Here is a 25,951-nt window from a genome sequence, read left to right on the forward strand (position 1 = left end):
GTTCAGAATGAACCCATAATTTGGCGGTTTTTCTTTTGCTCGCAAATCTACAATCAAGGATAATATCGAAGAAAGTCATGGGCTACCAGTATAAAATGAAAACCAGTATTTACAAGTACATGGAAATGCACTATACTCAATATACTTTTATATAACTTTTTGTATATAACCTTTTTAACATTTAGTTTAGTCCAACCACTTCTGGACCAACGAAGCATTTTATATATTCGCAAAGGGATTTTTCTGTCCGTTTGCGTAATATAAAATGCTTTTTTTACGTTCGGAGGTAAATGAAATGAGAGTTGAAGAAATCGAGACACCAGAAAGCAAGAAACGCTATCTTCTTGTGGATGACGAAGGTGAACCTATAGAACCTGTCTTTATGTTCCTTAGATATAAAGACAATGCGGGAAAAGGAAGAAACACTCTTCGAGCCTATTGCTATCATTTGAAGCATTTCTTTGAGTTCTTACAGCAGAAAGAATATGACTATCGTCATATTGGATTAGACGAAATGGCAGAATTCATCAGGTGGTTACAGACACCTCACCGAGACGTGAAAGTAGCCACTTTAAAGCCTATAGGGGTAGGTCTGCAAGCAAGTACCATTAACACCTACATTGGGACTGTAACTGAGTTCTACGATTACCTTATGAGGCATGACGATTACTCCCTGAAGCTATCTCAAAAGATGAAAAAGCAATTACCAGGTTTCCGTAAGGGATTTAAGGACTTCCTCTACCACATCAACAAAGATAGAGACTTTGATTCCAAGATTCTAAAACTTAAAGTTCCTAAAAAGCGACCCAAAACAATCTCCAAGGATAAGATCGCTACATTACAAGGTGCATGTTCCAATTTACGGGATCAATTCCTTCTACAATTACTGTGGGAGTCAGGATTTCGAATTGGAGAATGTTTATCTCTCTGGATCGGAGATTTTCTAATTGATCAAAGGAAAATTGACCTAAAGGACAGAGGTGAATTGGTCAACGGAGCTGAGATTAAGACAGTATGTAGCCCAAGGAAAATTGATGTGTCTTCTGACTTAATCAACATGTATATGGATTATATTGCTGAATGTCACACGGACGAGGTTGATACCAACCATGTGTTTATCAAGCTTTCAGGACAGAACAAATATCAACCTATGGAGTATCCTGATGTTACTTCCCTGTTTTTGAGATTGCGAAAGAAAACAGGAATAGATGTAACTCCCCACATGTTTCGTCACAGTCACTTTAATACTCTCCGAAAACAAGGATGGGATTTCTCCAAGATTCGAGTTCGTGGAGGGTGGTCAAATGTACAGACCCCCATACAGATATATTCACATCCTGATGAAGAGGAAATGTACGAGAGCTGGAAAAAGTCGGAAACAACTATGAAGCTGAATAAGGGAACATCTGAATCCCTTGAAGAAGAGCTTCAATCTATCTTCAAGGAAAACTGATTCACGGTACTATTCGAAAACTTCACGATCAAACAAAATGCTAATGGGGGCAAATAAAATGAGTATAGCATATTCAACTCAAACAACGGTTGAGAAAAAAAATAAAATCAGCGAGTTGCTGAGTGGGTATTGGGGCAACGATGTGTGGGATTGCAGAGACTCATTCTTTGATAGTTTAAGATCTGAAAAATGGAATTTCCCCAAAAAAACAATTGACTTTTCTGGGTTTCGTCAATCTATCCGAAATGAAATTAAGTACATGTATGCTTATCAGTTAAAAGAAGAGAAAATAAAGCTCACTACAGTTTTTTCATATGGAGTAGCTTTAAAGCACTTTGCTGAATTCCTTAGTAAACAGTATCCTCATATAACCAGTATTGCAGAGATTCCCCACGCTAAAGTTCTATTGCAATGGCGTTCCTTTTTGATCGATAGGGGCATCAAAATCAACGATAAGGGCGAACTAACTAGCCATTACAAGGCAATCTTTAATCAACTATATTCTTTCTTTGTAAACCTCTATGATACTCGTGATGAATACGAAAAGGATGTATGGGATTGTCGCAATATTCCAGGAGCTAAGATTACAGAAAACAAATCGCAATATCTACTTGATTTCTCAAATGTACCATTAGAATTCAGAGAGTTGGCTAAAAGGTACATAAAATACAGGACAACAAATAATTCACAAAATCAATGTACAGTCGATATTGTGGCATTACGATTATTCTTCAACCATATTCATAGCCAAGAGCCGACTTGGAAAGACTTAACGATGCTAACAAGAAAGCACATGGAAAACTATTTAGCTTGGTACAGGGGTCATACTGAGGGAATGGTGGCGATGCACATTAAATGCCTTGTTTCCCTACGAAAATTCCTTGAATACAGCCAACAAGCGATGTTTCCAGAAGCACCTGAATTGCCTGTTGTATGCCTATTATTCAAAGAGGACATTCCTAAACAACCGCAAAGGACTGATGAGGATGTTAAATATATTTCAGAAGGAGTTCTTCAACAATTGGAAGAAAATCTGGAACATTTGTCGCCTTCCGAATACATTCCGATTGTGATTCTGTTAAGGGCAAGTGGATGGAGAATATCTGACATCTTAAATCTACGATATGATACCTGTTTAGATAGAACCTCACAAGGTTGGTATCTTTGCGGAGATATACCGAAAACACAAGTCATAAACCACCGTGTACCGATAACGGATGAAGTCTATGCCGTTGTAAAAGCAGTAGTTGAGGAAGTAAAAGTAAAAAGTACACCCAATAATAACCCGAATCATTTATTATTTGTTCGATATGATGGAAAAAGAAAAGGTCGTTGTCCAGATGGTGCATATATCAGAAAAGCACTTAATCGTCTTGCGAAAAATCACCATATTGTTGATTACCAGGGGAACGTCTTTCATTTTGGCAATCATGCGTTCAGGCATACAAAAGCTGTGGAGCTTATAAACAATGGAATGCCAATATTGCACGTCCAAAAATGGCTGGCTCATGCTTCGCCTGAAATGAGCCTTAGATACGCTAAAGTTCTTGATACGACCATGCGTAAGTCATGGGAGGAAGCTAATCAGCAAGGGTTATTCAAAATTGGCGAGAACGGTGTAATTAAAAAAATTGATGTTACTGACATTCAAAATGAAGATGTCATTGAATGGGAATATATTCGCCAAAATCTCGATGCGGTAAGAATGCCACTTGGATATTGCATGAAGCCAAAGAAATTGGAGTGTCAAACCCAATTAAATCCATGCCTTACTTGTAGAAATCTTTGTACTACACCTGATTTTATCCCTCAGTATGAGCTTGAAATCCAAGAAACAAAAGCTCTAATTCAAAGAGGCAAAGCTCAAGGTCAAAATATTTGGGTTGAGAAAAACCAAACTCTTTTGGATCGTTACGAGGAGATTTTAGGGGTATTAAAAACAGGCAAAATTCATCATAAGTCTGGTAAAAAGGGTCGTGAACTTGTCGGGGAGGAACGGGTTAATGCTTAAAGAAATAGAACAACCGAATACATGGATTCGCAATACAGAGGGACTGAAGTTAGCCAGGGATAGAAGATCCAAAAGTTGTGAAGAACGAGTGGACAAGGCGATTCAACAACTCATAAAGGATAAAGAAAAGATTAACTTCAATACTGTAGCAGAAAAATCCAGTGTCTCGAAAAAATACCTTTATGACCACCAATATGATCGTATAAATGATTTGCGAAAACAACAGGAAGGTTTACAATCTCCAAAACAAGTGAAAAGAGAAATGACGAATGAAAGTAAAGATGTCCTTATTGCATCAAAAAACAAGCGTATTAAAGAATTAGAAGCCGAGGTAAAAAAACTACAGGGTATTTTGAAACGGAGATACGGTGAAGATTACGATAAAGGAATTTAACTCACGAGATTACTATACAGTCCACCTATTACGATACTTTAGTTAATACACAATACACATATGAATAAAGAGTCAATCCCATAAGTATAGGGATTGACTCTTTATTAGTTAAGATAACAAGCGGAGGTGGTTTCTTTTCTTTACTATTAAGATTATTTATTGAAAAACGACTTTACCAACATAATTCCTAACAGCAACGTAATCGCGCCAAGAAAATATATTAATATTGTTGCATTAGAATTCAATTGATCAATTTCGTTAGCAATATTGTCAAGCGACACAACCGAAAATTTAATTTGCCCCGCTACATCAGATGTAGCACTAGATGATTTCCCAAGATTCTCAATTATCTTTTTAATTTCCTCTTCATTCATTTCCACACCCCCTAAATAAGAATAAATATAACAAAATAGTCCTGGTTTTTAAATAGGTCATCGGGACCTTTTGTACACATCGTTATGTATGATATATTTTCCATTGTAGTAAAAATACATCATTAGAGGAGTTAATTTAATCGAAGAAAAAATTTCTTTCTGTTGCACTGATGACTGCCCTGACAGCCTCTGTGGTTGCCCCTGTTTCTGCAGCAGCAATTGGAAACCAATCAAGCCCTGTAGATGAAATCAAATTTAAAGTAGATAATCTCTATTTTACAGCCCCATATGACAGCGAAGACGTCAATCTGGTGAAATCCGAAAGCGGAAATACAACAGAAGTAAAAATATTTGATAAAGAAACCGGCTCCCTTTTAGAGACATACGGAGAAATTGAAAAAGGACAACTCTCTCCCCAAATAGATTCTCGGATAAAGAATTCCTTGATTACCCCTTTGGCAAGTTCTGCCGTGACCCTTGTAATAGCATATAGTGACAAGGCAAGTGGACCTGTAACAACAAGATTGCAGGCCGACCTTGAAGTTGCTGTTTCTGGTTCATTCAGACAAATCAACAAGGTAAATAACACAGCGCTGCGGATCATTAACTCGAATGCAGCAAGCCTGGAGGGCACATCTGCATATACAGCTTCTCGAACAGGCAAATTCCCTGCAACAGAAATCTCCTCCCTTGGTTCCGGTACGATTACGGTTAAGACTACTCAAAACGCATCTGGTGAACTCTCTCTCTCTGTACTTGAATCGTTTGGATATTCGTTTACTTATGGAACTTCAACTGATGTATATGCAAGGAAGCCATTCGATCAAACTTTGTACTATTCTGTGTAAAACATCATAAAAGAGACAACACTCATTTTTTCTTGAGTGTTGTCTTTTTTTATTACCAAATTAATAAGAACAGCAATATAGCAGGCGAGACAGGCCTAATTCATGACGTCTTCATGGATGTTTTACAATCACTAAGAGATTGATGGTTCCGTTACATAGAAAGCCTATGCCAAGAAAGCCTCCTTCTCCCGGATGCGGCAGACATCCGGCCGGGAGCCGCCGCAATTGTCACGGAATGTCCTTTGCTCCGGCAAGCGCCGTTCTCTACAATGGAGGAAAGGGCCGCCTTCCGCGACGGCCCGACTATCGCGTACAAGGAGCTGTCGCCCGATGACTACCTGGCCAGGCCGCCCTGCGGCCGTCCGTCCGCTCAAGCTGCTCGCGCTGCTCGTCCTCCTCTGCTCGCTGCTGCTCGGCGGCTGCAATTTCACCTCTCCGGTGACCGACGGCTGGAAATCCCGCGTCGCCAGCGAGGGTCTCGATATCGTGCCCGGCAAGGACAACTGGAAAAACCTCACCTATCGCGTCACGCTCGAGAATGTCAGCGGCTCCGCGCAGGAGGTCGAATGGGTCGAGCCCATCCTCAAGAGCAACCTGCTGCTGAATGATCCGGACCGTTCCCTGCGCAAGACGATCGGCAAGACCGTGGAGGACGGGGGCCGCCTCGAGGTGCAGGACAGCATCGAGTTCGACTCCAAGAACGTCAACCTCGGCAGCTCGCAGAACGTAGAGATGATGCGCGTGAAGCTCAAGGGCAAGGACGAGCCGATCGAGGTCAACGTGTAGCTCCCGGCCCTTTCCATCGCAAGCCAAAAAAGCCTTTCCGACCGCCGGCGGCAGTCGGAAAGGCTTTTCTTTGCATCGCGTGACGTCAGCGAGCGCCTTTGGCGGCGGCGCCTGAGCGGCCCCGGGTCGGCGCGGGCTCCTCGCCCTCGGCCAGATGCCGGTACAGCCGCTGCCCCAGCAGCGTCTGCACGATGAGGATCAGGCCGCCCGCCGTCCAGTAGAGCGGCAGCGCCGCCGGAGCGGTGAACGAGAACAGGCCCATCATGACCGGCGACAGATAGACCATCCAGGCCATCTGCTTCTGCATGTCGGTCTGCTCGATGCCCCGCTGCGACAGCTTCGCCTGCACGAAGTACACGGCCGCCGCGAGCAGCGGCAGGACGAGGTCCGGCTGGCCGAGCTGGAACCAGAGGAAGCTGTGGCTCGACAGCTCCGGGCTCATGCGGATCGCATAGTAGAGGCCCGTCAGGATCGGCAGCTGGATGAGCAGCGGCAGGCAGCCGATCGCCAGCGGGTTGTAGCCGTGCTTGCTGTACAGCTCCATCATTTCCTTCTGCTGCTTCTGCATCGCTTCCGGCGTCTTGCCGCCGTCCGCATGGCGCGCCTTGAGCGCCTCGAGCTCCGGCTGCATGCGCTTCATCTTGCCCTTCATGACCTGCTGGCCGCGGTACTGCCGCAGCATGAGCGGCATGAGCGCGAGCCGCACGAGCAGCGTCACGAGGATGAGCGCGATGCCGTAATTGTCATGCAGGCCTCCGGCGAGGACGCGCAGCAGCCAGGCCAGCGGAAAGACGACGTAGTGGTTGAACAGCCCCGGCGTACCGGCATCGATCGTGCCGTGCGCGCCGCAGCCGGCGAGCAGCAGCAGGGCGGTCGCGGCAAGCGCGCCCTTGGCGAACGATCCGAGCCTCGGCTTCGGAATCATGGTGAACATAATGGTCCTCCCTTGTCTTGTCTAAGCGACAGCGACAAGGGACGGGCAGGCGGAGGCGTCGTCGTCGGGCGATTCCTTGCGCTTCCTCAGCCGGACCAGCCTCTGGCCGATCGGACGGCTGGCGGCAGCGGGCCGGATCACGCAAGGAGAGCCGAGCTCGGCCGCCGCAGGCAGCATGGAAGCGCTGCGCGATCCGGCATGCAGCCACGCCATGTAATAATACGCGGCCGAGCAGGCCAGGCCGATCGACCAGATCCAAGACAGCAGCTCATGCACGTCCAGCATGATCTCACCTCCTCCGCTTCATCTGGACTCCAGCGTACCACAGCGCGTCTGCCCGCGCCAGCGGCATGCGATGCGCGGCCTCGGCAGGATTTTTCGCACCGCTTGCAGAATTAGGAATCGAACTCGCGAGGAACATTCGAGAACGGAGTGAGCCGACATCATGGAACATGCTCCAGGCCCGGTCACGGCCCAGGGCCGCACCGCCCAGATCTGCAGCTATGGCGCCGGCCAGGTTCTGAAATGGTTCAAGGAAAGCATCCCCCGTCCCGCCGCCGAGCAGGAGCTTGCGGCATCCCGGTTCGCCGCCTCGGCCGGACTGCCCGTGCCGAAAGCTTTTTTCCTGTCGGAATGGCAAGGCCGTCCGGCGATCGCCTTCGAGCGGATCGAGGGCCGGTCGATGCTCGCCGCCCTGTTCCGCCAGCCATGGCGCATCGCCTCCAGCGGAGCCGGCCTGGCCCGGCTGCATGTCTCCATCCATCGCAAGGGAGCCGGACCGGACTCCGGCCTGCCGTGCCTGTCCGACATGCTCAAGCGCCGCATCCAAGCCGCGCCCCTGCTCTCCGAGCCCGAAAAGGCGGCCGCCATCGCGGCTCTGGGCAAGCTTCCGGCCGGCCGCCAGCTGCTGCACGGCGACTTCCATCCCGGCAACGTCCTGCTGAGCGGCGGCAAGCCGTGGGTCATCGACTGGATGACGGCCGTCTACGGCCACCCGGCCGCGGACGCCGCGCGCACCTTGCTGCTGCTGCGGATGGCGGCGCTGCCGGCGGAGCTGTCCCGCCTCTCGGGCCTGGTTCTGGACGCGATCCGCTCGATGCTGCTGCGGCAGTACCGCCGCGCCTACCTGCGGCTCAGCGGGCTGGAAGCCAGGGAGCTGGAGGCGTGGATGCTCCCGCTGGCCGCCGCCCGGCTCTGCGAGGAGCTGCCCCCGGAGGAGAAGCTGCAGCTGCGCGAGCTCGTGCAGAGCGAGCTGCGGAGGCTCCATCCGCAGCAGCCCGCCGCCGCCCATGATTAGCCGCTGCCGAAAAGGATACAATGAACCTAAGCCCTTCGCCGAAAGGCGAACGAAGCGAACGTGGAGGGAATGAGCATGTCGACCTGGACCTTGCGCTATGCCGGCGGCGAGAAAGACCCGCAGGAGCTGGTGTTCCGCCGTCAGTCGGAGCTGAACGCCTACCTGCACTCGCTGACCGTAAGCGAGCTGCTGCGCATCCGCGTCTACGACGCCGATGAGCGCCATATGTGCGGCAAGACGTACATCTATACGTATCTGCATTGAGCGGATGCGAAAAAGGAAAGGGGCTGGCCCTCCGCTGGATGCGGCAAGGCTGCCCCTTATTTGCATGTTCAGGCTTGCTGCCCTGGGCCTCCGCGAAGCCGCGGAAGCCGGCCGGCTCGCCCGCGCCTTCAGCCGGTCTCCTCGCCATGCCACAGCTGGCGGAAGCTCTCGCTCGTGCGCAGCAGCTCCTCGGCGCTGCCCTCGGCCTCGATGCGGCCGCCATGCAGCACGATGATATGGTCGGCATGCGCGAGCGCCGCCTTGCGGTGGGAGACGACGAGGCAAGCCGCGTCTCCCCGCTGCCGGAACAGCCGCTCCCAGAGCCGGCGCTCCGTCTCGACGTCGAGCGCGCTCGACAGGTCGTCGAACACGTACAGCTGCGCGTCGCGCACGAGCATGCGGGCCGCGGCCGTCCGCTGCGCCTGTCCGCCGGACAGCTTGACGCCGCGCGGGCCGACCATCGTGTCGAGGCCGTGCTCCAGCCCGCCGATGTCCTCCTCCATGACGGCGGCATGGAGAGCTCCCTCCACGCTGCCGGGCCGCTCGGGCTCGCCGAGCAGGATGTTGTCGCGGAGCCGGTCGCTGTACAGGCGCGGAATCTGCGCCGTATACGCGCTCTGCGGCGGCACGAAGAAGTCGGCCGGCCGCTCGACGAGCTCGCCGTTCCAGCGGATCTCGCCCGCCTCGGCCGGCAGCAGCCCGAGCAGCGTCCGCACGAGCGTCGTCTTGCCGCTGCCGATCATGCCGGTGACGACGGTGAACGAGCCGGCCCGCAGCGTCAGGTCGATGCCTTCGATGCCGCGTCCCGTCTCCGGGAAGCGGTACGTCAGGCCGCGCGCCTCCAGCGCTTGCAGGGGCGGGGCCACGACCGGCGGCGCGAAGCCGTCGTCCGCTGGCGGAGCGGAGCGATCCGCGTCCTGCGGCGAGCCTGCCGAGGCTCCCGCTCCCTCCGCCTGTCCGCCGCCCCGAGGCTTCCGGCGGCCGAGTCCGATATAGGCGGGCCTCGTGAGCAGCTGCGCCGGCGCGCCTTGCAGCATCGACTTGATGCGGCTGAAGCTGACGGCCATCTGCTTGTAGTAGGTCATGAAGTTGCCGACGTTGCCGATGAGCTGCGTCACGAACGTCAGGTAGTAGACGAACAGCGCCAGGTCGCCGACCGTGAACCCGCCGGCGCGCATCTTGTAGCCGGCGAGCAGCAGGATGAGGCCGGTGCCGAGGTTGACGGAGTTGGCGAAGACGGAGGACAGCGCCTCGGTCATCAGCTTGTCCTTGACCATCGTCTGGCGGCGGCGCTCGCTCAGCTCCACGAACCGGCCGACGACGCGCTTCTCGGCGCCGGCGACCTGGATCGCCTGCACGTTGCCGAACATCTCGCTGATCGCTCCCGTCACCTTGGCCGTCGCCTCGCGGCTGGCGGCGCGGTACTTCTGGATGCGCGCCGTGCCGATCTGGGCGGCCGTGACGACGAGTATGAGCGGCACGAACACGAGCACCGTCATCTGCGCGTCGATGGACAGCAGGATCCAGCTCGCCACGATGACGAAGCCGACGAGGCCGAGCATGTCGACCGACCAGCTGAACGCTTCCTCGCTATGGTCGACGTCGTCGCGGAAGTTGCTGATCGCTTCGCCCGGCGACACCGGGATCGCCCTCGCTCCGGGCTCCTTGAGCACATGGGCGAGCATGTTGCGGCGCAGCAGCATGCTGACCCGGTAGCGGACGTTGACGTCGGTCAGGAAGCCGGCGTAGATGAGCCCGATGCGCCCGAGCGCGGCGGCGACGAGCAGCGCGGCGATCGCGCCGACGCCGTACGGGAAGTCGTAGCTGCCTTCCAGATCGTCGAAGAACGCCTTGGTGAGCAGGCCCGGCACGAGCGGAGCCATATGGATGAGCGACCAGGCGATCAGGTTGAGCGCGTACAGCCCCGGCCGGTAGCGGATCAAGGAGATGAAAAATTGTCTTGTCTTCATGCGAGCACCTCCTCCATGCCGACCGCGAGCATGCGGCTGAATCTCGAATCGGGGTCGCCGGCCAGCTGCTCGCGGCCGCCGCTCTCCAGCACCCGTCCGTTCTCCAGGATGAGGATGCGGTCGGCGCGCTGCACGGTCGCGAGCCGATGCGCGATGATGATGCAGGTCTTCTCCTGCAGCAGGCGCGTGATCGCCTGCTCGATGCGCGTCTCGGTCAGCGGATCGAGCCGCGAGCTCGCCTCGTCGAGGATGACGAGCCCCGGATCGGTCAGGAACACGCGGGCGAAAGCGAGCAGCTGCGCCTCTCCGGCCGACAGGCTGCCGCCGCCGGAGGCGAGCACGGTGTCGAGGCCGTCCGGCAGCGAGTCGTGCCAGGCGCCGAGCCCGAGCTCGTGCAGCACCTCGGAAATGCGGGCGTCTGGGATCGAGTCGTCGAACAGCGTCAGGTTGTCGCGCACGCTGCCCTCGAGGATCTCGATGTTCTGCGTGACGAGCGCGACCTTGCGGCGCAGCTCGTGCAGCTTGAGCTCGCGCAGGTCGACGCCGCCGAGCCGGATGCCGCCGGCCTGCGGATCATAGAAGCGCAGCAGCAGCCGCGCGAGCGTCGTCTTGCCGCTGCCGGTGCGGCCGAGCAGGCCGAGCGTCTGGCCGGGCTCGAGCGTCAGCTGCAGGCGGTGCAGCGTATTGCGCCCGCCCTCCTCGTAGGCGAACTCCATGTCGCGGAATTCGACGGACAGCGGCCCGGCCGGCAGCTCCGCCCCGGGGCCGTCCTGGATCTTGGGCTGCGTCGCCAGCAGCTCGCGCACGCGCAGCAGGCTGGCGTCGGCCTTTTGCAGATCCTCCAGCTGGGTGCGGATCTTCTCGATCGGCTTGGCGAGCTGCTCGGTATAGTAGAACACGAGATAGATCGAGCCGATCGTCAGCGCTCCCTGCCCGCTCTTCCACAGCCAGGCGCAGACGAGGAACGCGGCGGCGTTGCCGAGCGCGAAGACGAGGATCGTCGTGCTCCACATCATGCAGAAGCCGAAGAACGCCCGCACCCGCACGGGCAGCATGCGGCGCGTCAGCTCGTAGAAGCGGTTCATGACGTAGCCGGCCGCGCCGTTGGCGCGCGTATCCTCGGTGCCCTCCAGATGCTCGCCGATGAAGCCGTAGAACTCGGCGTTCATCTCGCGCCAGCGCTTCCAGACCGGCACGGCGAAGCGGCGGATCCACTGGATGACGTAGACCGCGCCGATGACGAAGGCGGTCATGACGAGCCCGATCCATACGTTCTCGCGGAACAGCAGCGCCAGGATGCCGACCATCAGCACGAGGTTGCCGGCGAGGTGGATGATGAAGCTGGAGAAGAAGTTCGCCAGCGCGTTCACGTCTCCGTCCACCCGCTCGATCAGCGAGCCCGACGTCTGCGTCTTGTGGAAGCTCATGTCGAGCGACAGGCAATGCTCGGCGAGCTCCGCGCGCAGCCGGTTCGTCGTCGACCAGCCGAGATTCTCGCTGAAATAAGCCGCGGCCACCGATACGCCCTGCTGCACGAGGGAGAACAGGATGAAGAAGCCGGCGGCCCAGTACAGCGCCGTCAGATCGCCGTCCCCCTGGGCGGCATCGATGAAATAGCGGATGATCTGCGGGTTGACCAGCTGCAGTCCGATCGACAGCAGCAGCAGCGCGGCCAGCCAGCCGAGCAGCCGCTTCTGCGGCAGCACGTAGCGCCCGAGCATCTCGCGGTAGACGTGCCAGCCGCCGATCTTCCGACCGTCTTTTTGTTCCCCTTCCACACGAACACTTCCTTCCATTCCGTAACTCTACTTCAGCCGCTCCGGGGCCGTCAATGCCTAAATTGGCCTAAACGGAACTGGCGGATTACCCCGTCCGGCGCCGGATATGGTATCGTAGGAAAAACCGGCTCCCATCAAGCCTTATAGAGGAAGGAAGATTCCCATGTTCCATACGACGGCCTACGAAGGCACGCGCGAGCAGCAGTACGAGACGGTCACCCGCCAGCTGCAGGCGCTCATCGAAGACGAGCCGAGCCTGATCGCCAACCTGGCCAACGCCTCGGCGCTGCTCGGCCAGTTCCTGACCGAGATCAACTGGGTCGGCTTTTATCTGCTGGAGGAAAAGGGGCTCGTGCTCGGTCCGTTCCAAGGCCTGCCGGCCTGCGTCCGCATCCCCGTCGGCCGCGGCGTCTGCGGGACGGCCGCCGAGCGCAAGGAGACGGTCGTCGTGCCGGACGTGCATGCCTTTCCCGGCCATATCGCCTGCGACGCCGCCTCCCGCTCGGAGATCGTCGTGCCGCTGCTGGCGGAGGACGGCAGGCTGCTCGGCGTGCTCGACATCGACAGCCCCGCCGCGGACCGGTTCGACGAGACCGACCGCATCCACCTGGAGCGCTTCGCGGCCTTGCTGACGGCAGGGCGCTGAGCGGCCTTCGGATGCCTGCCTGACTCCGGGCCGGCCTGCGTTCCGGCGCCGTCCGCATCGCAGCGGCCTGTCCCCAGCTTTTCTCCGCGCCCGCTCGTTCTCTTGGATAGGTGATCTTGAAAGGAGCGTGCGACGATGGAAGAAACGCTGTCCGGCGCGAAGCGGCCGCTGCGGCTCAAGGCGGCGATGCTGCTGGATTTCGGACGGAAGCAGGCGCTCAGCTGCGTGTTCCCGGTGCTGATCTTCGCCTCGCTCGGCTTCACGAAGCTGGTCGACGTCCCCGGCATCGCCCGCTACGACCTGCTCCTCCTGCTCTGCCTGGCCATCCAGGCGGCCATGCTGCTGCTGCGGCTGGAGACGGCGCGCGAGCTGCAGGTCGTGCTGCTGTTCCACCTCATCGGGCTCGCGCTCGAGCTGTTCAAGGTGCGGATGGGCTCCTGGAGCTATCCGGGCGAGGCATGGAGCAAGATCGGCGGCGTGCCGCTGTACAGCGGCTTCATGTACGCCAGCGTCGCCAGCTACATGTGCCAGGCGTGGCGCAGGCTCGATCTGAGCTTCCGCGGCTGGCCCGACCTGCGGCTGTCGACGGGGCTGGCGCTGCTCGTCTACGCCAACTTCTTCACCCATCACTGGCTGCCGGATCTGCGGTGGTGGCTGACGGCGGCGATCTTCGCGGCGTTCTGGAAAGCCGGCGTGTCCTACACGGCAGGCGGACAAAGGCTGAAGATGCCGGTGCTGCTCAGCTTCGCCCTCATCGCCTTGTTCATCTGGCTGGCCGAGAACGTGTCGACGTTCCTCGGCGCGTGGGCCTACCCCGACCAGCGGCTCGGCTGGAGCCTCGTCCACTGGGGCAAGCTGAGCAGCTGGTTCCTGCTCGTCATCATCAGCCTGCTGCTGGTGTACGCGCTCAAGCGGCGCTATCCGCCCGCCGCGGCCGGCCGGAGCAGAAGTGACAAGGCCGCCGTGCCCGCGCATCGCTGCGCCTTGGCCGCGTCTTTGCGGAGCCTCGCAGCACGGACCGGCCGCCCAGCGGACGCAGGCCAAAAAAAGGACGGAGGCGGCAACTGCCGCTTCCGTCCTTTTTTGCCGTTCCGTCCGGCCTATGCGATGCCGTAACGCTCCGTCAGCACGTGGAGATGATGCAGCTCGTGCCCGGCGATGACGCAGCCGAGCTGCAGCACGCCGTGCGGCAGCCCGTTGGCCGTCCCCTCGCGCTCCCAGTCGCCCGGCGCCAGCCCGCGCAGCAGCGACAGCGTCGCCTCGCGCACCGCGGCATAGTCGGCGAGCGCCTGCGGCAGCGTCCAGCTCTCGAACGGAGCCGCCGCGACATACGCATCCTCCTCGAAGCCCGGCAGCGGCGCCCGGTCTCCACGCGCGATGGACAGCAGCCGGAAGCTCAGGATGCGCTCGGTATCGGCCAGATGGCCGACCATCTGGCGCACGCTCCACTTCTCCGGAGCATAGCGATGGTCCGCCTGCTCCTCGCTCAGCGCGCCGAGCCGCTCCAGCGTGCGCTCCTTCTGCTCCGCCAGATGCGCGATCAGGTCGCCTTCCGGCACGCGATTGAGGTACGGAATCTGGTACGTCGGCACGGTGGCCGGATCGGGTCTTTTGTCCATGAAAAAACCGCCCTTCGACAAGAAAGTTCCCTTTCTTTTCGCCGGACGGCTCGAGAAATCCTGCATCCCGGCTCAGGCGCTCACTCGTCCTTGAAGCGGAACGAGCGGGCGGCGTACAGCACCGGCGTGGACGCGACGGAGATGACGAACTTGAGCACGTAGGTCGTCAGGAAGATCTGGATCCAGATGTCCCACGGGTACTCGGGGTGGAAGGCGAACGCGATCGTGCAGAATACGAGCGAGTCGACGAACTGGCTCAGGATCGTGCTGCCGTTGATCCGGATCCAGAACTGGCTGCGGCCGCCGAAGCGGCGCTTCAGCGCCGAGAACACCCGCACGTCGAGGAACTGGCTGACCAGGTACGCGCTGAGCGAGGCGAGCGCGAGCCGGGGCATCAGGCCGAAGATGACGCTCAGCGGCTCATGGGCGAAGTCGCCCTCGGCCGGATCGAACGCCAGCACCATCTGCATGAGCACCGTCGTCGCGAGCAGCGTGAAGAAGCCGAACCACACCGCCTTGCGCGCCTCCGCCCCGCCGTAGCGCTCGTTGATGAGGTCGGTCGTCATGTAGAGCGAGGCGTAGATCGTGTTGCCGAGCGTCATGACGATGCCGAACATCTGGATCGTCTCGGTCACCTGGATGTTGGCGATGACGGTGGCGAAGCCGATCCAGGCGTACAGGCCCATCTTGCCGAACAGCCGGAAGCAGGCCAGGAACAGCACGAAGTTGACCAGGACGAAAAAGACGCCCCAATAGAAGTTGAACATGATTCCTCCCTAGTTTTGGTCACGCGGGATGGTCACGAACCGCGTCCGGCAGCTGTAGTCGCGGGCGGCGGCATCCTTCCTGCCGCTGATCGCCTTGCGCCTGCCGAAAAAACCTGGTCTATCATAGCACAGCCGGAGCGCGTCAAAAAGAGGGAGGCTGAATTTGCCTCCCTCTCCCTTTGCATTTCGATCGCGCTTTACGAGATGGACAGTCCGGCGCTTGCATATCCCGCCACCGTATTGACCAGGGTAAGCCCGCTTGCCGTCGCGCTGAATACGAGCAGCAGCCTCTGCTGCGTCGTGACCGGAATGGCCAGGCCGGTGACGATGCCGTTCGAGATCGTCCCCAGCGAGATCACGCCGGTCAGCGCGGGGGCGAGCGTCACCTCGGTCCCTGCAATCGGAGTAAAGGTGTTGTCCGGCGTCGAGGAGCTGTACAGCGTCGCCGTAATGCTGATCGTCGAGCCGACGAGGCTGAGGGCGGCTGTCGTGCTGAAATACGCCGACAGCGCCGTAATCGTGCCGTCGCGCGGAACGGAAAAGGCGAAGTTGAGCAGCGTTCCCGCCGCGCCCGTCAAGTCGATCGTATTGCCGACGACGCTCACGCCCGTGGCGGAGCTGCCGAAGCCGACAAGCGTAGTCGTCCCGACGAGTCCTCCCGCGATCGTGGTCAGCACCGCAGGCAGGCCGGATGCGAAAGGAAGGATCGCCCCGGCTCCGGCCGCTCCGGTCACGCCGGTCGTCCCGGTCGCTCCGGTCGTGCCCAGCGCCCCGGTCGCTCCGGTCACGCCGGTCGTCCCTAGCGCTCCGGTCGCCCCCGTCGCTCCAGTGTCGCCGGTCGCCCCTAGCGCTCCCACAGCTCCGGTCGCTCCCGTCGGCCCGGTCGCTCCCGTCGGTCCGGTTACTCCGGTGACGCCCGTCGGCCCGGTCGCTCCAGTGTCGCCCGTCGCCCCCGTCGCTCCGGTGTCACCGGTCGTCCCTAGCGCTCCCGCAGCTCCGGTCGCTCCGGTATCGCCGGTCGCTCCGGTCACCGACAGTCCCGCCTCTCCCGTCGCGCCTGTTGCGCCCGTCGGCCCGGTCGCTCCTATCGCCCCGGCCGCTCCCGTCGTCCCCGTCGCGCCGGCCGCCCCCGGCGCACCCGCCGGTCCCGGCGCCCCTGCCGGTCCCGCCGGGCCGACCGAGCCCGCCGGCCCCTGAGCGCCGGCCGCCCCTGCCGGCCCGGGCAAGCCCGTCGATCCTGGCGGCCCTGGAGGCCCTGGCGGTCCGGGAGGTCCCGGCGGTCCGCCGCCCCCGCCGGTCGGAATCGACGACGCTTCAAGGGCGGCAAGCCTCAGCCGCGCGACCCAGCCGTCCTTGACCGCGTTCGACACGCAGCTTAGCAGCACGATCGCGAGCAGCTCCCCGAGCAGCTGCTGCACGGCCGCAATGACAGGATCCGTCCAGCTCCCCGCGCGCTCCGCCGTTCCGATCGCCAGCTCCACGGCAGCGAGCAGACGCGCCTTTTCCCGTCTCGGCATCGCCAGATCGACCGCCAGCTGATGCAGCTGCCTGAGCTCTGCCGTCAGCCGTCCGGCCGGCGGCGATGACGCCGGAGACGCCAGCGCGGCATCGATTCCTTCCAGGATCTCCTCCATCCGGTCTGCCTGTTCCGGTCGGAACGGCACGATGCAAGTGGCGCCCGTCTTTTTCGAAACCTTGCAGTCGGACCCTTTATGCGGCCTGCGGGCGCCGATCGGCAAGCGCCCCTTGTTTCCATCCTCCATCTCCCCGCTCCCCTCCCCTTCGTTCTGCTCATAGGTATGCGTTTGCCGGCATCTGAATACTCGTGACTTGCAGCCGCCTGTCCCCTCGGAAAAGGAAAACGTCCGCGCCCTCTGCCGAAGCAGGGAGCGCGGACGCGGGCGAATCGAGCGAATGACGGGCGGCGAGCCCGCTAAATAAGGCTCTTGATCGCCATCATCGCGTCGATCGGAGGATGCTCCGCTCCGAACGCTTCGACGAAGGCGATGTTGGAGCGGTCGTGGAAGCCTTCCATGAGCAGGATGTCGTAGCCGAGAGCCTCGAGCTCCTCCGGCTCCCAGCCGCTGCGATGGGTCTGGTGCTGCTCGCCGTTCAGGCCGTAGTGGTCGATGCTCGCCTGCGGGAAGAAGCCGCGCGGCGTGAACAGGATGACCCGCTCGCGAGCGATCGACTCCGCCTGCCGGATCAGCTCGTAGCCGTCCTTCTTGTCCAGATGCTCCAGCACGTCGACCATCGTCACCGCCGTGAACGAACGGGGCACGAACAGGCGGCCGATCTCGAGCGCGTCGGCATGGATCGGGATGACGAGCGGCGAATGGGCGGCCACATGCGCCAGGTAGGGCCGATGCACGTCGAGCGCGACGATTTTGCGCGCGTCCAGCGCGCCCAGCAGGACGCCCGGTCCGCAGCCGACGTCAAGCAGCGTGTCCGCGCCCGCGATCATGCCGTTCAAAAACCCGAGAAAGTCCTTGCTTGCCGTTCGTTGAATCATGATGGCTCCTCCTTCGGCCGGTCCGGCTCGTCTAGTCCATCCTATGCCGGGCAAAGTCTCCCGATGCGGCAAACGCCTCCGCTCGCGGCAAATCAGGCGCATGCCGCCGGGCAGGCGGCCAGCCCCGTCCCCGGCCGGCCCCATAGACTGGTAGGACTAGAAGCAGGAAAGGAGGCGGAGCCGATGAGCATCCGGGCGAGCATCATCCTGCCCTGCCGCGACAAGCATCCGCTCGTGCTGCTGACGCTGTTCGCGCTGGAGCGTCAGACCGTGCCGCCGGACTGCTACGAGGTCATTCTCGTGGACGACGCCTCGTCGGATGCGACGCCGGGCATCCCCGCCGCGTGGAGCTTTCCTTACCGGCTGCGCCTGCTCCGCTCGGAGGCCGGCCTCGGCCGGCCCGCCGCCCGCAACGCGGGCATCCGCATCGCCGAGGGGGAGGTGCTGATCTTTCTCGACGCCGAGGTGCTCGTCGGACCGGGCTTCGTCGAGTCCCATCTGCGCCTGCACGAACAGGACGGACAGCTGCTCGCCTCCGGCGTGCTGACGATGAAAGGCGCCTATACGCATCTGCATCCCGGATTCTCGGCCGAGCAGGTGCAGCAGGCGTATAGCCTGATTTTTCCCCGCCCCCGCCATCATGCCGCCTGGGAGGCGTTCATGGGCGGCGGCGGACCGCAGCTGCTGCTCGGGCGGGAGGACATCCACGCCGAGGCGTACGTGGAGCTGTCGTTCGCCAAGCCGATGGAGGCCGTGTTCGAGGCCGAGATCCTGCAGCGCTTCGGCGACCGTCTGACGGGCTTCCATCTGCCCTGGCTGATCAGCCATACCGGCAATCTGTCCGTGCGGCGAGCGGCGTTCGAGCGCTGCGGGCTGTTCGAGGAGTACGAGGGCTACGGCTGGGACGATCTGGAGCTGGGCTACCGTCTGTTCCGCCAAGGCTACCGCTTCGCGCATATCCGCGAGCCCGCCGTCTACCACCAGGAGCATCCCGTAGCGCCCTCCGTCGGCCGGGAGGCGCAGGAGAACTTCTTCCGCTTCCAGCAGAAATACCGGGACATCAGCCTGCTCGTCCTGCTGCTCCTGTATCTTCCGGTGCCGATGAGCTTCTACCAGGCGCATCTCGTGCTCGACGAGGTCTACCGGCTCGACGCCGAAAGCGCCGGCATCTACCTGCCGCTGCTCGGCACGATGCGCTCCATGCTGGAGGCGGCCGGCTACCTGCTGCGCCACGGCCAGCAGCCGGCCCATCTGGCTGCCCATGCGGGCTGCCCGCCCGGCAGCGCGGAGCGGGCGCATTTCGAGGCGCAGCGCGCCGCCATCGCCGCCTCCGGCCGCTGGCCGACGCTCGTCGAGGCGCTCGCCCGGCTGACGTCGCTGTAGCGCCTGCATCGGGCATTGCAACGATGCCGGATTCAAGCTATCATTTAGGGGATACTGCCAGGCTCTTCCATGCCGATGATGACCGCCTGCCCAAAGGAGACGATCGCCATGTCATCCCCGCCCGAGCGGCCTCGCTACCCGATCCCGGCGACGCGGCTCGACGAGATCGACCGCCGCATCTTGGAGCTGCTGCGCGCCAACTCGCGCATGTCCTATACCGATATCAGCAAGGAAGTCGGCATCTCGCGCGTCGGCGTCCAGGCCCGCGTGAACGCGCTGTCCGAGTCCGGCGTCATCGAGCGCTTTACGCTCACGCTGCGCCCGGACAAGATCGGCCTCGGCGCGAGCGCGTTTTTCCTCGTCGAGGTGGAGCCGCCCCGACTGCATGAAGCGGCGGAGCGGCTGGCCGCCGAGCCGCAGGTGACGGAGGTGTGCCGGCTGACCGGACCGAGCGCCCTGCATGTGCGGGCGCTGTTCGCCGACCTGGACGAAATGGACGTCTTCCTGCAGGACAGGCTGTACCCGATCGCGGGCGTCGTCCGCGTCGACAGCCAGCTGCTCTCCAAGCGGTACAAATATTGAACCGAAAGAAGCCCCGAACTCCGGCACAGCCGGATGTCGGGGCTTCTTCCATCCTGCTGCGGCGATCGGATACAATGGAGGAACAACGAGGGCCGGAAAGCCATCCGCCCGAATGGAGGGGTCATCATGAGCATGCCGCTGATCGGCATCTTGCCGCTGTACGATTCGGAGAAAGAAAGCTATTGGATGCTGCCGGGCTATATGAAAGCCGTGGAGCAGGCGGGAGGCATCCCCGTCATGCTGCCTCTGACGGGCGAGGAGCAGGCGCTGGCCGCGCTGGCCCGCAGCCTGGACGGATTCCTGTTCACCGGCGGCCATGACGTCGATCCGGCGCTCTACGGCGAGGAGATCGCGGAAGCCTGCGGCGAGCTGTGCCGAGAACGCGACCGCATGGAAGCGCAGCTGTTCCGGCTGGCGCTGGAGCTGGACAAGCCCGCCTTCGGCATTTGCCGCGGCCTGCAGCTGTTCAACGTCCTGCTGGGCGGCACGCTGCATCAGGATCTTCCAAGCGCGGCCGGCTTCGACTCGGCGATCGGCCACAAGCAGCGCCCCCCTTACGACAACCCGGCCCATCCGGTGCAGGTCGAGCCCGGCTCGCAGCTGCGCCTCCTGGTCGGGTCCGACCGCCTGCATGTCAACAGCTATCATCATCAAGGGATCAAAGCGCTCGCTCCGTCCCTCGCCGCGGCGGCCAAGGCGGACGACGGCCTGATCGAGGCGGTCGAGCTGCCCGGCAAAGCCTTTGTCGCCGCCGTGCAGTGGCATCCCGAATTCAGCTACGAGAGCGAGCCGTCGAGCCGCGCGCTGTTCGCCGCCTTCGTCGGCGCTTGCCGCTCGGCCTAGCACAAAAAGCAGCCCCCCGCCCGCATTCGGGCCGGGGGCTGCTTTGGCGAAGAGGCTCCTATCGGCGCAGCGCCGCGAGCGTCTCCAGCGCTTCCTTGGCCGCGCCGATCCGGTAGCCGGAGCTGGCGTAGCGGATGCGCCGCTCGGCGTCGACGACGAACAGATGCGGACAGCCCGCCTCTGCCGCCGAAGCGGCCTGCGCCAGCGCCGGCAGCGACGAGCCGCCGCGCTCGCGGGCGAGCCTCCCGCCCGCCGGCACGGCGCTGGCGGCGAGGCTGTCGCCGCCGTCCGGCTGCCGAGCCGTCGCCGCCGCGCGCGGACCGCCGTCTGCGGCTCCTTCCGCGAGCAGCAGAAGCACCGCCGCGCCTGCCGCCTGCAGCGGCTCGGCCTGCTCGGCCAGCTCGCGCAGCAGATGGCGGCTCGGCTCGCGCTCCGGCTCCAGCCAGGCGACGAGCGCCGCGCCTTCGCCGAGCGCCTGCGTCCAGCCGAGCGGAGCGCCGCCGTCCAGCGGCCACAGCTCGCCGGCCGGCCGCAGCTCGCCGAGCACCGGCACCGCCTCGTCCGCCGACCGGAACGCCAGCTCCAGCTCGGCCAGCTCCCCGGCGCGCAGCTCGGCGTAGCTCAGGCGCGCCAGCGCCGTGCCGTCCTTGAGGCGCGTTCCGGTCGTGAGCCGGTACTCGCCGGGCTCCAGCCGCAGCCGCCGATCCTCGTAGCCCGTGCTGCCATGCGGATAGGCGAGCGTCCGGTAGACGCCGTCCTGCAGCCTCGCCAGCGTCATCGTGACGCCGTAGACGGCTGCCGGCGCGCCCGGCACGGCGGCGAGGCGAAGCTCCGCATGCCGGCTGCCGGCGCCGTCGCCTGTCCGACCCGCCGCATCCGGCATCGGCTCGCGCTCGTCCGCGAAGCGCGCTTCCCGCCAGCCGTCCTGCCAGAAGGCGGGACGATGCGAGCCCGGCTGCAGCCGGGCGGGAATGCCGAGGCTGCGGTACAGCGCGACGAGCAGGATGTCCCTCGTCTCCCGATCGCCCCGGCCCAGCCTCCATGCGCCGGCCGGCGTGCCCTTGCCGCGCAGGTTCGGCACCGTATCGGCGAGCGCGAACCGCCGCTCCAGCTGCGCCGCGAGCCCGGCCGGGCGGAGGCGCAGCGCCTCCCGCTCCTCGCGGGAGAACGCCGCCGCCAGCAAGCCGCGATAAGGGGCCAGCCGCTCATGCAGCACGCGCGGACAAAGCACATAGGAGTCGAACCGCTCCCGCTCGTCCTCCGCATCCGTCGACGACGCTGGCGGCGCCTCGCCGAGCGCCGCCAGCGCGCCGAGCAGATGATCCTCCAGCGTCGGCCGCATCGCGTCGGTCCGATCCTTGGCGCTCAGCGTCTCGACGAGGCGCAGCGCCCAAGCGCCGCGCCCGGCGCGCGCCTGCTCGCCGAGGAACGCGGCGATCTCGGCGCCGTTGCCGCGCGCGCCGGCCAGCAGCGGCAGCAGCCGCTCCGCCGGCAGTCCGCTCGCGCGCGCCAGCTCCGCCGCCTCCGGCTCCCCGAGGAAGCCGGCCTCGAATTCGCCGCGGCGCGCCGAGCCCTCGCGCAGCCGCTCCTCATGGCGGCGCAGCGCCGCCTCCGGCAGCTCGGGCAGCGGCTCGCCGTCCCGCTCCGGCGGCGGCACGAAGTCCAGCTCCGCCGGCGCCTGCGGCTGTCCGCGCCGCGCGAGCCGCAGCTCCAGCGCGTCCGGCGAGCCCGCGTGGACGAGCCGCTCGTCCCAGCGGCCGCCGCGTCCGGCCGCCCGCACGAGCAGCGTGCCGAGCCCCGCGCGCAGCCAAGCCCGTCCGTCGGCATCCGCCGTCAGCACGGCGATCGGATGCAGCTCGGCCATGTTGTACAGCTCGAAGCGCACCTGCGCTCCGGCTGCGGCCGAGCCGTCCTCCTCCCGCACGGACACGTCCAGGACGCGCGTCGGCGCGTAGGTCGCGAGCAGGTTCAGCTCGGCATAGCCGTCCCGCTCCAGCGTCGTTTCCTCCGAGCCGGCATAGCCGCCGAATACCCGCGTGTCGACGAGCATCGCCCGCCGCGCCGGCGGCGTGAACCAGCCCTGGTCGAGCCGCGCCTCCGGCTCGCATGCCCCGAAATAGCGCCAGCGGCCGTCCGCCCACGCCTCGACCCAGGCGTGGTTGTCGTCGCAATGCGCCCAGCGCGGCGTATACACCTGGCGGGCGGGGATGCCGACGCTGCGCAGCGCCGCCACCGCCAGCGTCGACTCCTCGCCGCAGCGGCCGCGGGCGGCGCGGATCGTCGTCAGCGGCGACGCCGTGCGCAGGTCGCTGCCGGCGTACGTCGCTTTTTCGTGGCACCAGTAGTTCGTCTCGAGGATCGCCTCCTCCATGCTCCTCCCCTGCACCCTCGGAGCGAGCTCGGCGTGGAGCAGCCCGCGCGAGCCGTCGATGTCCTCGGTGTTGATCCGGTACGGCAGCACGAAGTGCGCGAACAGCTCGTCCGGCACCTCCCCGCCCCACGGCATCGCGCGGCGGATCGCCAGCGACTGCCGGGCATGCTCCAGCAGCATCGCGCCGTCATAGTCGGCCAGATCGCCGACCGGCATCGAGGCGAGCAGCAGCCGGAGCGCCCACGCCTCTTCCTCGTCCCGGGCCTCGACGAGCGCGCCGAACAGCTCCCGCTCCCGCGCCGCCGCCAGCCGCCTCCGCTCCTCCAGCCTGCGCGCGATGCCCTCCTTCTCCCGCTCTCCCGGCGACCAGGGGGCCGGCTCCCGCCGCCTCTCCCGCTGCCGCCCGGCGTCCGCTCCCCCCGATTCCTCAGGCGAGCGCGAACCGCCTGCTCTGCCGCTCATCGCAACTCCTCCTTCCACAAACGGCCGTCCTCGCGAATGCACAGCCGCGACCGCCCGTCCTCCGACGGCGCCGACAGCTGGAACAGCCCGCTCGTCGTCTCGACCTGCGGCGAGATCGTCCAGCCCTCGCCGGTCATGAGCTCGGCCGCGTCGGCCGCGAATCGGCCCTGCGCTTCATAATAGTTGCGCTGCCGGTAGTACAGCCGCCGCAGCTGCCATTTGATCCGCTCGTCCTCCGCCAGCTCGAACGCCGGCGTGTCCGCCTCCGCGAACTGCACGTAGCCCCACAGCTCCGGATAGTGCATGTTGACGAGGCCCATTGGCGACCACACCCAGTTGTCCTCCGGACAAGGCCGACCCGTCTCCGGGTCGAGCCGCTTGACGTAGCGGCCGTCCGCGACGTCGACCTGCCACTGCACCCGCGAGAAGTTGACCCGCCAGCTGTCGCCCGCAGCCGGCGGCCGTCCTTCCGCCGCGCACTCCTTCAGGCTCGCCCACGGCATCGCGACCTCGACGCTCCACCGCCGGTTGTCCGCTCCGGGACGGTTCAGCTCGCCCTCGACATGCACCGCAGTGCGCAGCCCCGCGATGTCCCAGCCGTTCACCGGCGGCCCGCCGTCGCGGTACGGCCTCGGCAGCAGCAGGTCCCACACCGTGCCGAGCGCGTTGATCTCGAACTCGTAGTAGCCATGGGTGCTGCCGTTCGCATCGATGAAGATCTCGAAGTCGTTGTCCTGGAAAATGACCGAGTCGCGCTCCGTCAGCGTCGCCCAGATCTCATCGTCCTCAAGCTCCGCCCCGACATAGAAGCACTCGTCGTCCCACAGCATCTTGGCCCGCGTCCGCTTCGCCGGACGGGGACGCCGGTCCCCCTCGATGTCGACGAAATCGTCCGTCCACGCCGCCGCCGCCCAAAACGGCTTGTCGAGCCGTCCGTCCAGCTCCAGCGGGCCGCTCGCCCGCTCGCAGCGGTAGCTCTTGGGCTCATACTTCCCGATCGCCGGCTCCGGCACTCCGCTCCGGTTCATCCGCGCCACTCTCCCTGTCCGTTCAATTATGGGTGACGACGGCGCCCGAGCCGCCGTATATATCGATCTCGTCGTCGAATTCCAGCTTGATGACCGTCACCTGCTCATGCGTCTGCTCCGGCTTCAGGCCGATCCATGTCGTGCCGGGAATGTCGAACCACGGCACGCCGCCGTGGATTTCCCACTCCAGCTCCTGGCCGCTGTGCAGCACGCTCGCCCGGCGGATCGGGTTGCACAGCCCTTTCAGGCAGACGCTCTCCTTAGGCTCGTCGCGCACGAACAAATACAGCGTCCGCCGGTCCGCGGACAGCGTGCTGCCGCCCGGATAGTAGCGCGTCATGACGCCCTCACCGGTGCCGAACACCGCCTCCTCGTGGTCGCGGATCCAGCCGCCGAGGCCGAGCAGCGCCGCCTCCTGCCGCTCGTCGATCGTGCCGTCCTCGCGCGGCCCGATGTCGAGCAGCATGTTGCCGCCCATCGCGATGCAGTCGCAGAACATGCGGATGATCTGGCCGACCGACTTGTACTTATGGTCCGTCGGCACATACCCCCACGACGCGTTGATCGTCGTGCAGAATTCCCATGGCCCCTCCGGCCTCGTGATCGGCAAGCCCTGCTCCGGCGTCTTGTAGTCGCCGTAGCCCTGCAGCCGGGAGTTGACGATAAGCTCCGGCCGCAGCTCCAGCAGCCGCTGCTTGAACGCCGGCAGCCCCCACTGCTCCGCGCTGCGCTCCCAGTCTCCGTCGAACCAGAGCAGGTCGACCGGCCCGTAGTCCGTCAGCAGCTCCCGCAGCTGGGCGTCGTTGAACGCGAGGAACCGCTCCCAGGCTTCCGGCCGCTGCACGCCGTCCGCCGGGGCGGAGAAGCGGTTGACGGCGGACAGGTCGTCCGGCGCGCGCCCGCCCTCGAAGACGCTCGGGTAATCCGGATGCGACCAGTCGATCAGCGAATAGTACAGGCCGCAGCGGATGCCCCGCGCGCGGATCGCGTCCGCATACTCGCGGACGAGGTCCCGTCCCGCCGGCGTCCTTTTGACGACGTTCAGCTCGCTCTGCCGCGTGTCCCACAGCGCGACGCCGTCATGATGCTTCGTCGTCAGCACGGCATACCTCGCGCCGGAGCGCTCGATCAGCTCCGCCCAGCGCTCCGCGTCGAACCTCGACGCCGTAAAGCCGTCCAGCTGCTTCATATAGTCCTCGTACGACAGCCGCCCGTTGTAGAACGACCACGACTCCGCCACGCCGTCCACGGCATAGATGCCATAATGAATGAAGATGCCGAGCTTCGCTTCCTCAAACCACTTCTGCATGCCCTTCCCGCCTTTCGGTTCGGTTTACCGCTTTCATTCTAGGGGCGGCCGTCGCGCCTCGTAAATATGTCATTCGTAACAAGCGTCATCCTTTTTCCCACAAGCCCTCGGAAAGATGACTCATATCTGACATGCCTGTAAGCGCTTATCCGTTTTGGCGCTTCGACGATAGTCATTTCTGCTTCGCCGCCTCGGACAGGCGCAGGGCGGAAATGACATCTTGCAGGCGGGAACCGCTCCAGGCGCGGCATTCCCGGCTTTTTCCCGAGCAGATTCGGCCAATCGGAGACCGGCTGGCGCCGCTCCCGAAACGACATATT

At 62.1% G+C, this 25,951-nt stretch carries 24 protein-coding genes; 12 read left to right on the forward strand and 12 right to left on the reverse strand.

All coding sequences use genetic code 11. From position 1 onward, the window contains the following. Nucleotides 1–295 precede the first annotated feature (295 nt). From NYE40_RS22725 to NYE40_RS22735, 3 genes are read left to right on the forward strand one after another with little or no spacing between them, the layout of a single operon-like run. Nucleotides 296–1,453 (forward strand): tyrosine-type recombinase/integrase, encoded by a 1,158-nt coding sequence (locus NYE40_RS22725; RefSeq protein WP_339279002.1) that lies wholly within the window; start codon nt 296–298, stop codon nt 1,451–1,453. A 58-nt stretch (nt 1,454–1,511) separates the two neighbouring features. Next, the gene (locus tag NYE40_RS22730) at nt 1,512–3,464 is read left to right on the forward strand and encodes a tyrosine-type recombinase/integrase (protein ID WP_339279003.1); all 1,953 of its coding nucleotides are present in this window, start codon (nt 1,512–1,514) and stop codon (nt 3,462–3,464) included. After that, nucleotides 3,457–3,858 (forward strand): DUF6262 family protein, encoded by a 402-nt coding sequence (locus NYE40_RS22735; protein WP_339279004.1) that lies wholly within the window; start codon nt 3,457–3,459, stop codon nt 3,856–3,858. Before NYE40_RS22730 ends, NYE40_RS22735 begins: the two co-directional genes overlap by 8 nt. 152 nt (nt 3,859–4,010) lie before the next feature. Here NYE40_RS22735 and NYE40_RS22740 read toward each other — a convergent pair whose 3' ends face one another. After that, nucleotides 4,011–4,232: a hypothetical protein gene (locus tag NYE40_RS22740; protein WP_339279005.1), complete on the reverse strand. Its 222-nt coding sequence runs from the start codon at nt 4,230–4,232 to the stop codon at nt 4,011–4,013. 170 nt (nt 4,233–4,402) lie between these two features. Between NYE40_RS22740 and NYE40_RS22745 the strand changes: the two genes are divergently transcribed. Together NYE40_RS22745 and NYE40_RS22750 are read left to right on the forward strand one after the other, a co-directional pair. Continuing rightward, nucleotides 4,403–5,080 carry a hypothetical protein gene (locus NYE40_RS22745; RefSeq protein ID WP_339279006.1) on the forward strand — a complete coding sequence of 226 codons (678 nt, stop codon included), beginning with the start codon at nt 4,403–4,405 and terminating at the stop codon, nt 5,078–5,080. A 330-nt stretch (nt 5,081–5,410) separates the two neighbouring features. Next, nucleotides 5,411–5,866: a hypothetical protein gene (locus tag NYE40_RS22750; RefSeq protein WP_339279007.1), complete on the forward strand. Its 456-nt coding sequence runs from the start codon at nt 5,411–5,413 to the stop codon at nt 5,864–5,866. Between the two features lie 85 nt (nt 5,867–5,951). On the opposite strand, the gene yidC is transcribed toward NYE40_RS22750, so the two are convergent. Together yidC and NYE40_RS22760 are read right to left on the reverse strand one after the other, a co-directional pair. Then, nucleotides 5,952–6,800 carry a membrane protein insertase YidC gene (gene yidC / locus NYE40_RS22755; protein ID WP_339279008.1) on the reverse strand — a complete coding sequence of 283 codons (849 nt, stop codon included), beginning with the start codon at nt 6,798–6,800 and terminating at the stop codon, nt 5,952–5,954. Nucleotides 6,801–6,821: 21 nt separating this feature from the next. After that, a complete protein-coding gene (locus NYE40_RS22760; RefSeq protein WP_339279009.1) occupies nt 6,822–7,085 on the reverse strand; it encodes a hypothetical protein in 264 nt (87 codons plus the stop codon). A 160-nt stretch (nt 7,086–7,245) separates the two neighbouring features. On the opposite strand from NYE40_RS22760, the gene NYE40_RS22765 reads away from it, so the two are divergent. Both NYE40_RS22765 and NYE40_RS22770 read left to right on the forward strand, forming a co-directional pair. Beyond that, nucleotides 7,246–8,097, forward strand: a complete 852-nt coding sequence (locus NYE40_RS22765; RefSeq protein ID WP_339279010.1) for an aminoglycoside phosphotransferase family protein — start codon at nt 7,246–7,248, stop codon at nt 8,095–8,097. 75 nt (nt 8,098–8,172) lie between these two features. Continuing rightward, the gene (locus tag NYE40_RS22770) at nt 8,173–8,361 is read left to right on the forward strand and encodes a hypothetical protein (protein WP_339279011.1); all 189 of its coding nucleotides are present in this window, start codon (nt 8,173–8,175) and stop codon (nt 8,359–8,361) included. Between the two features lie 128 nt (nt 8,362–8,489). Here NYE40_RS22770 and NYE40_RS22775 read toward each other — a convergent pair whose 3' ends face one another. Beyond that, the gene (locus NYE40_RS22775; RefSeq protein WP_339279012.1) at nt 8,490–10,331 is read right to left on the reverse strand and encodes an ABC transporter ATP-binding protein; all 1,842 of its coding nucleotides are present in this window, start codon (nt 10,329–10,331) and stop codon (nt 8,490–8,492) included. Next, nucleotides 10,328–12,052, reverse strand: coding sequence for an ABC transporter ATP-binding protein (locus NYE40_RS22780; RefSeq protein ID WP_339280101.1), 1,725 nt, complete (start codon nt 12,050–12,052; stop codon nt 10,328–10,330). Before NYE40_RS22780 ends, NYE40_RS22775 begins: the two co-directional genes overlap by 4 nt. A gap of 220 nt (nt 12,053–12,272) precedes the next feature. On the opposite strand from NYE40_RS22780, the gene NYE40_RS22785 reads away from it, so the two are divergent. Together NYE40_RS22785 and NYE40_RS22790 are read left to right on the forward strand one after the other, a co-directional pair. Beyond that, nucleotides 12,273–12,755, forward strand: a complete 483-nt coding sequence (locus tag NYE40_RS22785; protein ID WP_339279013.1) for a GAF domain-containing protein — start codon at nt 12,273–12,275, stop codon at nt 12,753–12,755. A 135-nt stretch (nt 12,756–12,890) separates the two neighbouring features. Further along, entirely contained in the window at nt 12,891–13,871 is a 981-nt protein-coding gene (locus NYE40_RS22790) for a DUF817 domain-containing protein (protein ID WP_339279014.1), read from the forward strand. Here the strand turns inward: NYE40_RS22790 and NYE40_RS22795 are convergent. From NYE40_RS22795 to NYE40_RS22810, 4 genes are all read right to left on the reverse strand, one after another. Further along, nucleotides 13,856–14,374 carry a DinB family protein gene (locus NYE40_RS22795; RefSeq protein ID WP_339279015.1) on the reverse strand — a complete coding sequence of 173 codons (519 nt, stop codon included), beginning with the start codon at nt 14,372–14,374 and terminating at the stop codon, nt 13,856–13,858. The genes NYE40_RS22790 and NYE40_RS22795 overlap by 16 nt on opposite strands. 80 nt (nt 14,375–14,454) lie before the next feature. After that, complete coding sequence (locus NYE40_RS22800; RefSeq protein WP_339279016.1) at nt 14,455–15,141, reverse strand: queuosine precursor transporter; 687 nt, start codon at nt 15,139–15,141, stop codon at nt 14,455–14,457. 197 nt (nt 15,142–15,338) lie between these two features. After that, complete coding sequence (locus NYE40_RS22805) at nt 15,339–16,904, reverse strand: exosporium glycoprotein BclB-related protein (protein WP_339279017.1); 1,566 nt, start codon at nt 16,902–16,904, stop codon at nt 15,339–15,341. 170 nt (nt 16,905–17,074) lie between these two features. Next, the gene (locus NYE40_RS22810; protein ID WP_339279018.1) at nt 17,075–17,653 is read right to left on the reverse strand and encodes a class I SAM-dependent methyltransferase; all 579 of its coding nucleotides are present in this window, start codon (nt 17,651–17,653) and stop codon (nt 17,075–17,077) included. A gap of 183 nt (nt 17,654–17,836) precedes the next feature. On the opposite strand from NYE40_RS22810, the gene NYE40_RS22815 reads away from it, so the two are divergent. The 3 genes from NYE40_RS22815 to NYE40_RS22825 all read left to right on the forward strand — a co-directional run bounded on the left by NYE40_RS22815 (nt 17,837) and on the right by NYE40_RS22825 (nt 20,461). Further along, complete coding sequence (locus NYE40_RS22815) at nt 17,837–19,036, forward strand: glycosyltransferase (RefSeq protein ID WP_339279019.1); 1,200 nt, start codon at nt 17,837–17,839, stop codon at nt 19,034–19,036. Between the two features lie 108 nt (nt 19,037–19,144). After that, nucleotides 19,145–19,618, forward strand: a complete 474-nt coding sequence (locus NYE40_RS22820) for an Lrp/AsnC family transcriptional regulator (RefSeq protein ID WP_043111307.1) — start codon at nt 19,145–19,147, stop codon at nt 19,616–19,618. Nucleotides 19,619–19,744: 126 nt separating this feature from the next. Further along, the gene (locus NYE40_RS22825) at nt 19,745–20,461 is read left to right on the forward strand and encodes a gamma-glutamyl-gamma-aminobutyrate hydrolase family protein (RefSeq protein WP_028598883.1); all 717 of its coding nucleotides are present in this window, start codon (nt 19,745–19,747) and stop codon (nt 20,459–20,461) included. A gap of 58 nt (nt 20,462–20,519) precedes the next feature. Here NYE40_RS22825 and NYE40_RS22830 read toward each other — a convergent pair whose 3' ends face one another. Genes NYE40_RS22830 through NYE40_RS22840 form a run of 3 tightly spaced genes read right to left on the reverse strand, consistent with a single transcriptional unit; the run spans nt 20,520 to nt 25,631 of the window. Next, entirely contained in the window at nt 20,520–23,294 is a 2,775-nt protein-coding gene (locus NYE40_RS22830) for a transglutaminase-like domain-containing protein (protein ID WP_101807577.1), read from the reverse strand. Beyond that, nucleotides 23,291–24,322: a carbohydrate-binding family 9-like protein gene (locus NYE40_RS22835; RefSeq protein ID WP_028598882.1), complete on the reverse strand. Its 1,032-nt coding sequence runs from the start codon at nt 24,320–24,322 to the stop codon at nt 23,291–23,293. Before NYE40_RS22835 ends, NYE40_RS22830 begins: the two co-directional genes overlap by 4 nt. Nucleotides 24,323–24,344: 22 nt before the next feature. Further along, a complete protein-coding gene (locus NYE40_RS22840; RefSeq protein ID WP_028598881.1) occupies nt 24,345–25,631 on the reverse strand; it encodes an alpha-L-fucosidase in 1,287 nt (428 codons plus the stop codon). Nucleotides 25,632–25,951: the final 320 nt, after the last annotated feature.

The organism is Paenibacillus sp. FSL W8-1187 (assembly GCF_037965485.1).
Lineage (GTDB): Bacteria > Bacillota > Bacilli > Paenibacillales > Paenibacillaceae > Paenibacillus_O > Paenibacillus_O pasadenensis.

Coding starts and splice junctions, on each gene's coding strand:
- NYE40_RS22725 (WP_339279002.1), top strand. CDS start 296: ATGAGAGTTGAAGAAATCGAGACACCAGAAAGCAAGAAACGCTATCTT.
- NYE40_RS22730 (WP_339279003.1), top strand. CDS start 1,512: ATGAGTATAGCATATTCAACTCAAACAACGGTTGAGAAAAAAAATAAA.
- NYE40_RS22735 (WP_339279004.1), top strand. CDS start 3,457: ATGCTTAAAGAAATAGAACAACCGAATACATGGATTCGCAATACAGAG.
- NYE40_RS22740 (WP_339279005.1), bottom strand. CDS start 4,232: ATGAATGAAGAGGAAATTAAAAAGATAATTGAGAATCTTGGGAAATCA.
- NYE40_RS22745 (WP_339279006.1), top strand. CDS start 4,403: ATGACTGCCCTGACAGCCTCTGTGGTTGCCCCTGTTTCTGCAGCAGCA.
- NYE40_RS22750 (WP_339279007.1), top strand. CDS start 5,411: ATGACTACCTGGCCAGGCCGCCCTGCGGCCGTCCGTCCGCTCAAGCTG.
- yidC (WP_339279008.1), bottom strand. CDS start 6,800: ATGTTCACCATGATTCCGAAGCCGAGGCTCGGATCGTTCGCCAAGGGC.
- NYE40_RS22760 (WP_339279009.1), bottom strand. CDS start 7,085: ATGCTGGACGTGCATGAGCTGCTGTCTTGGATCTGGTCGATCGGCCTG.
- NYE40_RS22765 (WP_339279010.1), top strand. CDS start 7,246: ATGGAACATGCTCCAGGCCCGGTCACGGCCCAGGGCCGCACCGCCCAG.
- NYE40_RS22770 (WP_339279011.1), top strand. CDS start 8,173: ATGTCGACCTGGACCTTGCGCTATGCCGGCGGCGAGAAAGACCCGCAG.
- NYE40_RS22775 (WP_339279012.1), bottom strand. CDS start 10,331: ATGAAGACAAGACAATTTTTCATCTCCTTGATCCGCTACCGGCCGGGG.
- NYE40_RS22780 (WP_339280101.1), bottom strand. CDS start 12,052: ATGCTCGGGCGCTACGTGCTGCCGCAGAAGCGGCTGCTCGGCTGGCTG.
- NYE40_RS22785 (WP_339279013.1), top strand. CDS start 12,273: ATGTTCCATACGACGGCCTACGAAGGCACGCGCGAGCAGCAGTACGAG.
- NYE40_RS22790 (WP_339279014.1), top strand. CDS start 12,891: ATGGAAGAAACGCTGTCCGGCGCGAAGCGGCCGCTGCGGCTCAAGGCG.
- NYE40_RS22795 (WP_339279015.1), bottom strand. CDS start 14,374: ATGGACAAAAGACCCGATCCGGCCACCGTGCCGACGTACCAGATTCCG.
- NYE40_RS22800 (WP_339279016.1), bottom strand. CDS start 15,141: ATGTTCAACTTCTATTGGGGCGTCTTTTTCGTCCTGGTCAACTTCGTG.
- NYE40_RS22805 (WP_339279017.1), bottom strand. CDS start 16,904: ATGGAGGATGGAAACAAGGGGCGCTTGCCGATCGGCGCCCGCAGGCCG.
- NYE40_RS22810 (WP_339279018.1), bottom strand. CDS start 17,653: ATGATTCAACGAACGGCAAGCAAGGACTTTCTCGGGTTTTTGAACGGC.
- NYE40_RS22815 (WP_339279019.1), top strand. CDS start 17,837: ATGAGCATCCGGGCGAGCATCATCCTGCCCTGCCGCGACAAGCATCCG.
- NYE40_RS22820 (WP_043111307.1), top strand. CDS start 19,145: ATGTCATCCCCGCCCGAGCGGCCTCGCTACCCGATCCCGGCGACGCGG.
- NYE40_RS22825 (WP_028598883.1), top strand. CDS start 19,745: ATGAGCATGCCGCTGATCGGCATCTTGCCGCTGTACGATTCGGAGAAA.
- NYE40_RS22830 (WP_101807577.1), bottom strand. CDS start 23,294: ATGAGCGGCAGAGCAGGCGGTTCGCGCTCGCCTGAGGAATCGGGGGGA.
- NYE40_RS22835 (WP_028598882.1), bottom strand. CDS start 24,322: ATGAACCGGAGCGGAGTGCCGGAGCCGGCGATCGGGAAGTATGAGCCC.
- NYE40_RS22840 (WP_028598881.1), bottom strand. CDS start 25,631: ATGCAGAAGTGGTTTGAGGAAGCGAAGCTCGGCATCTTCATTCATTAT.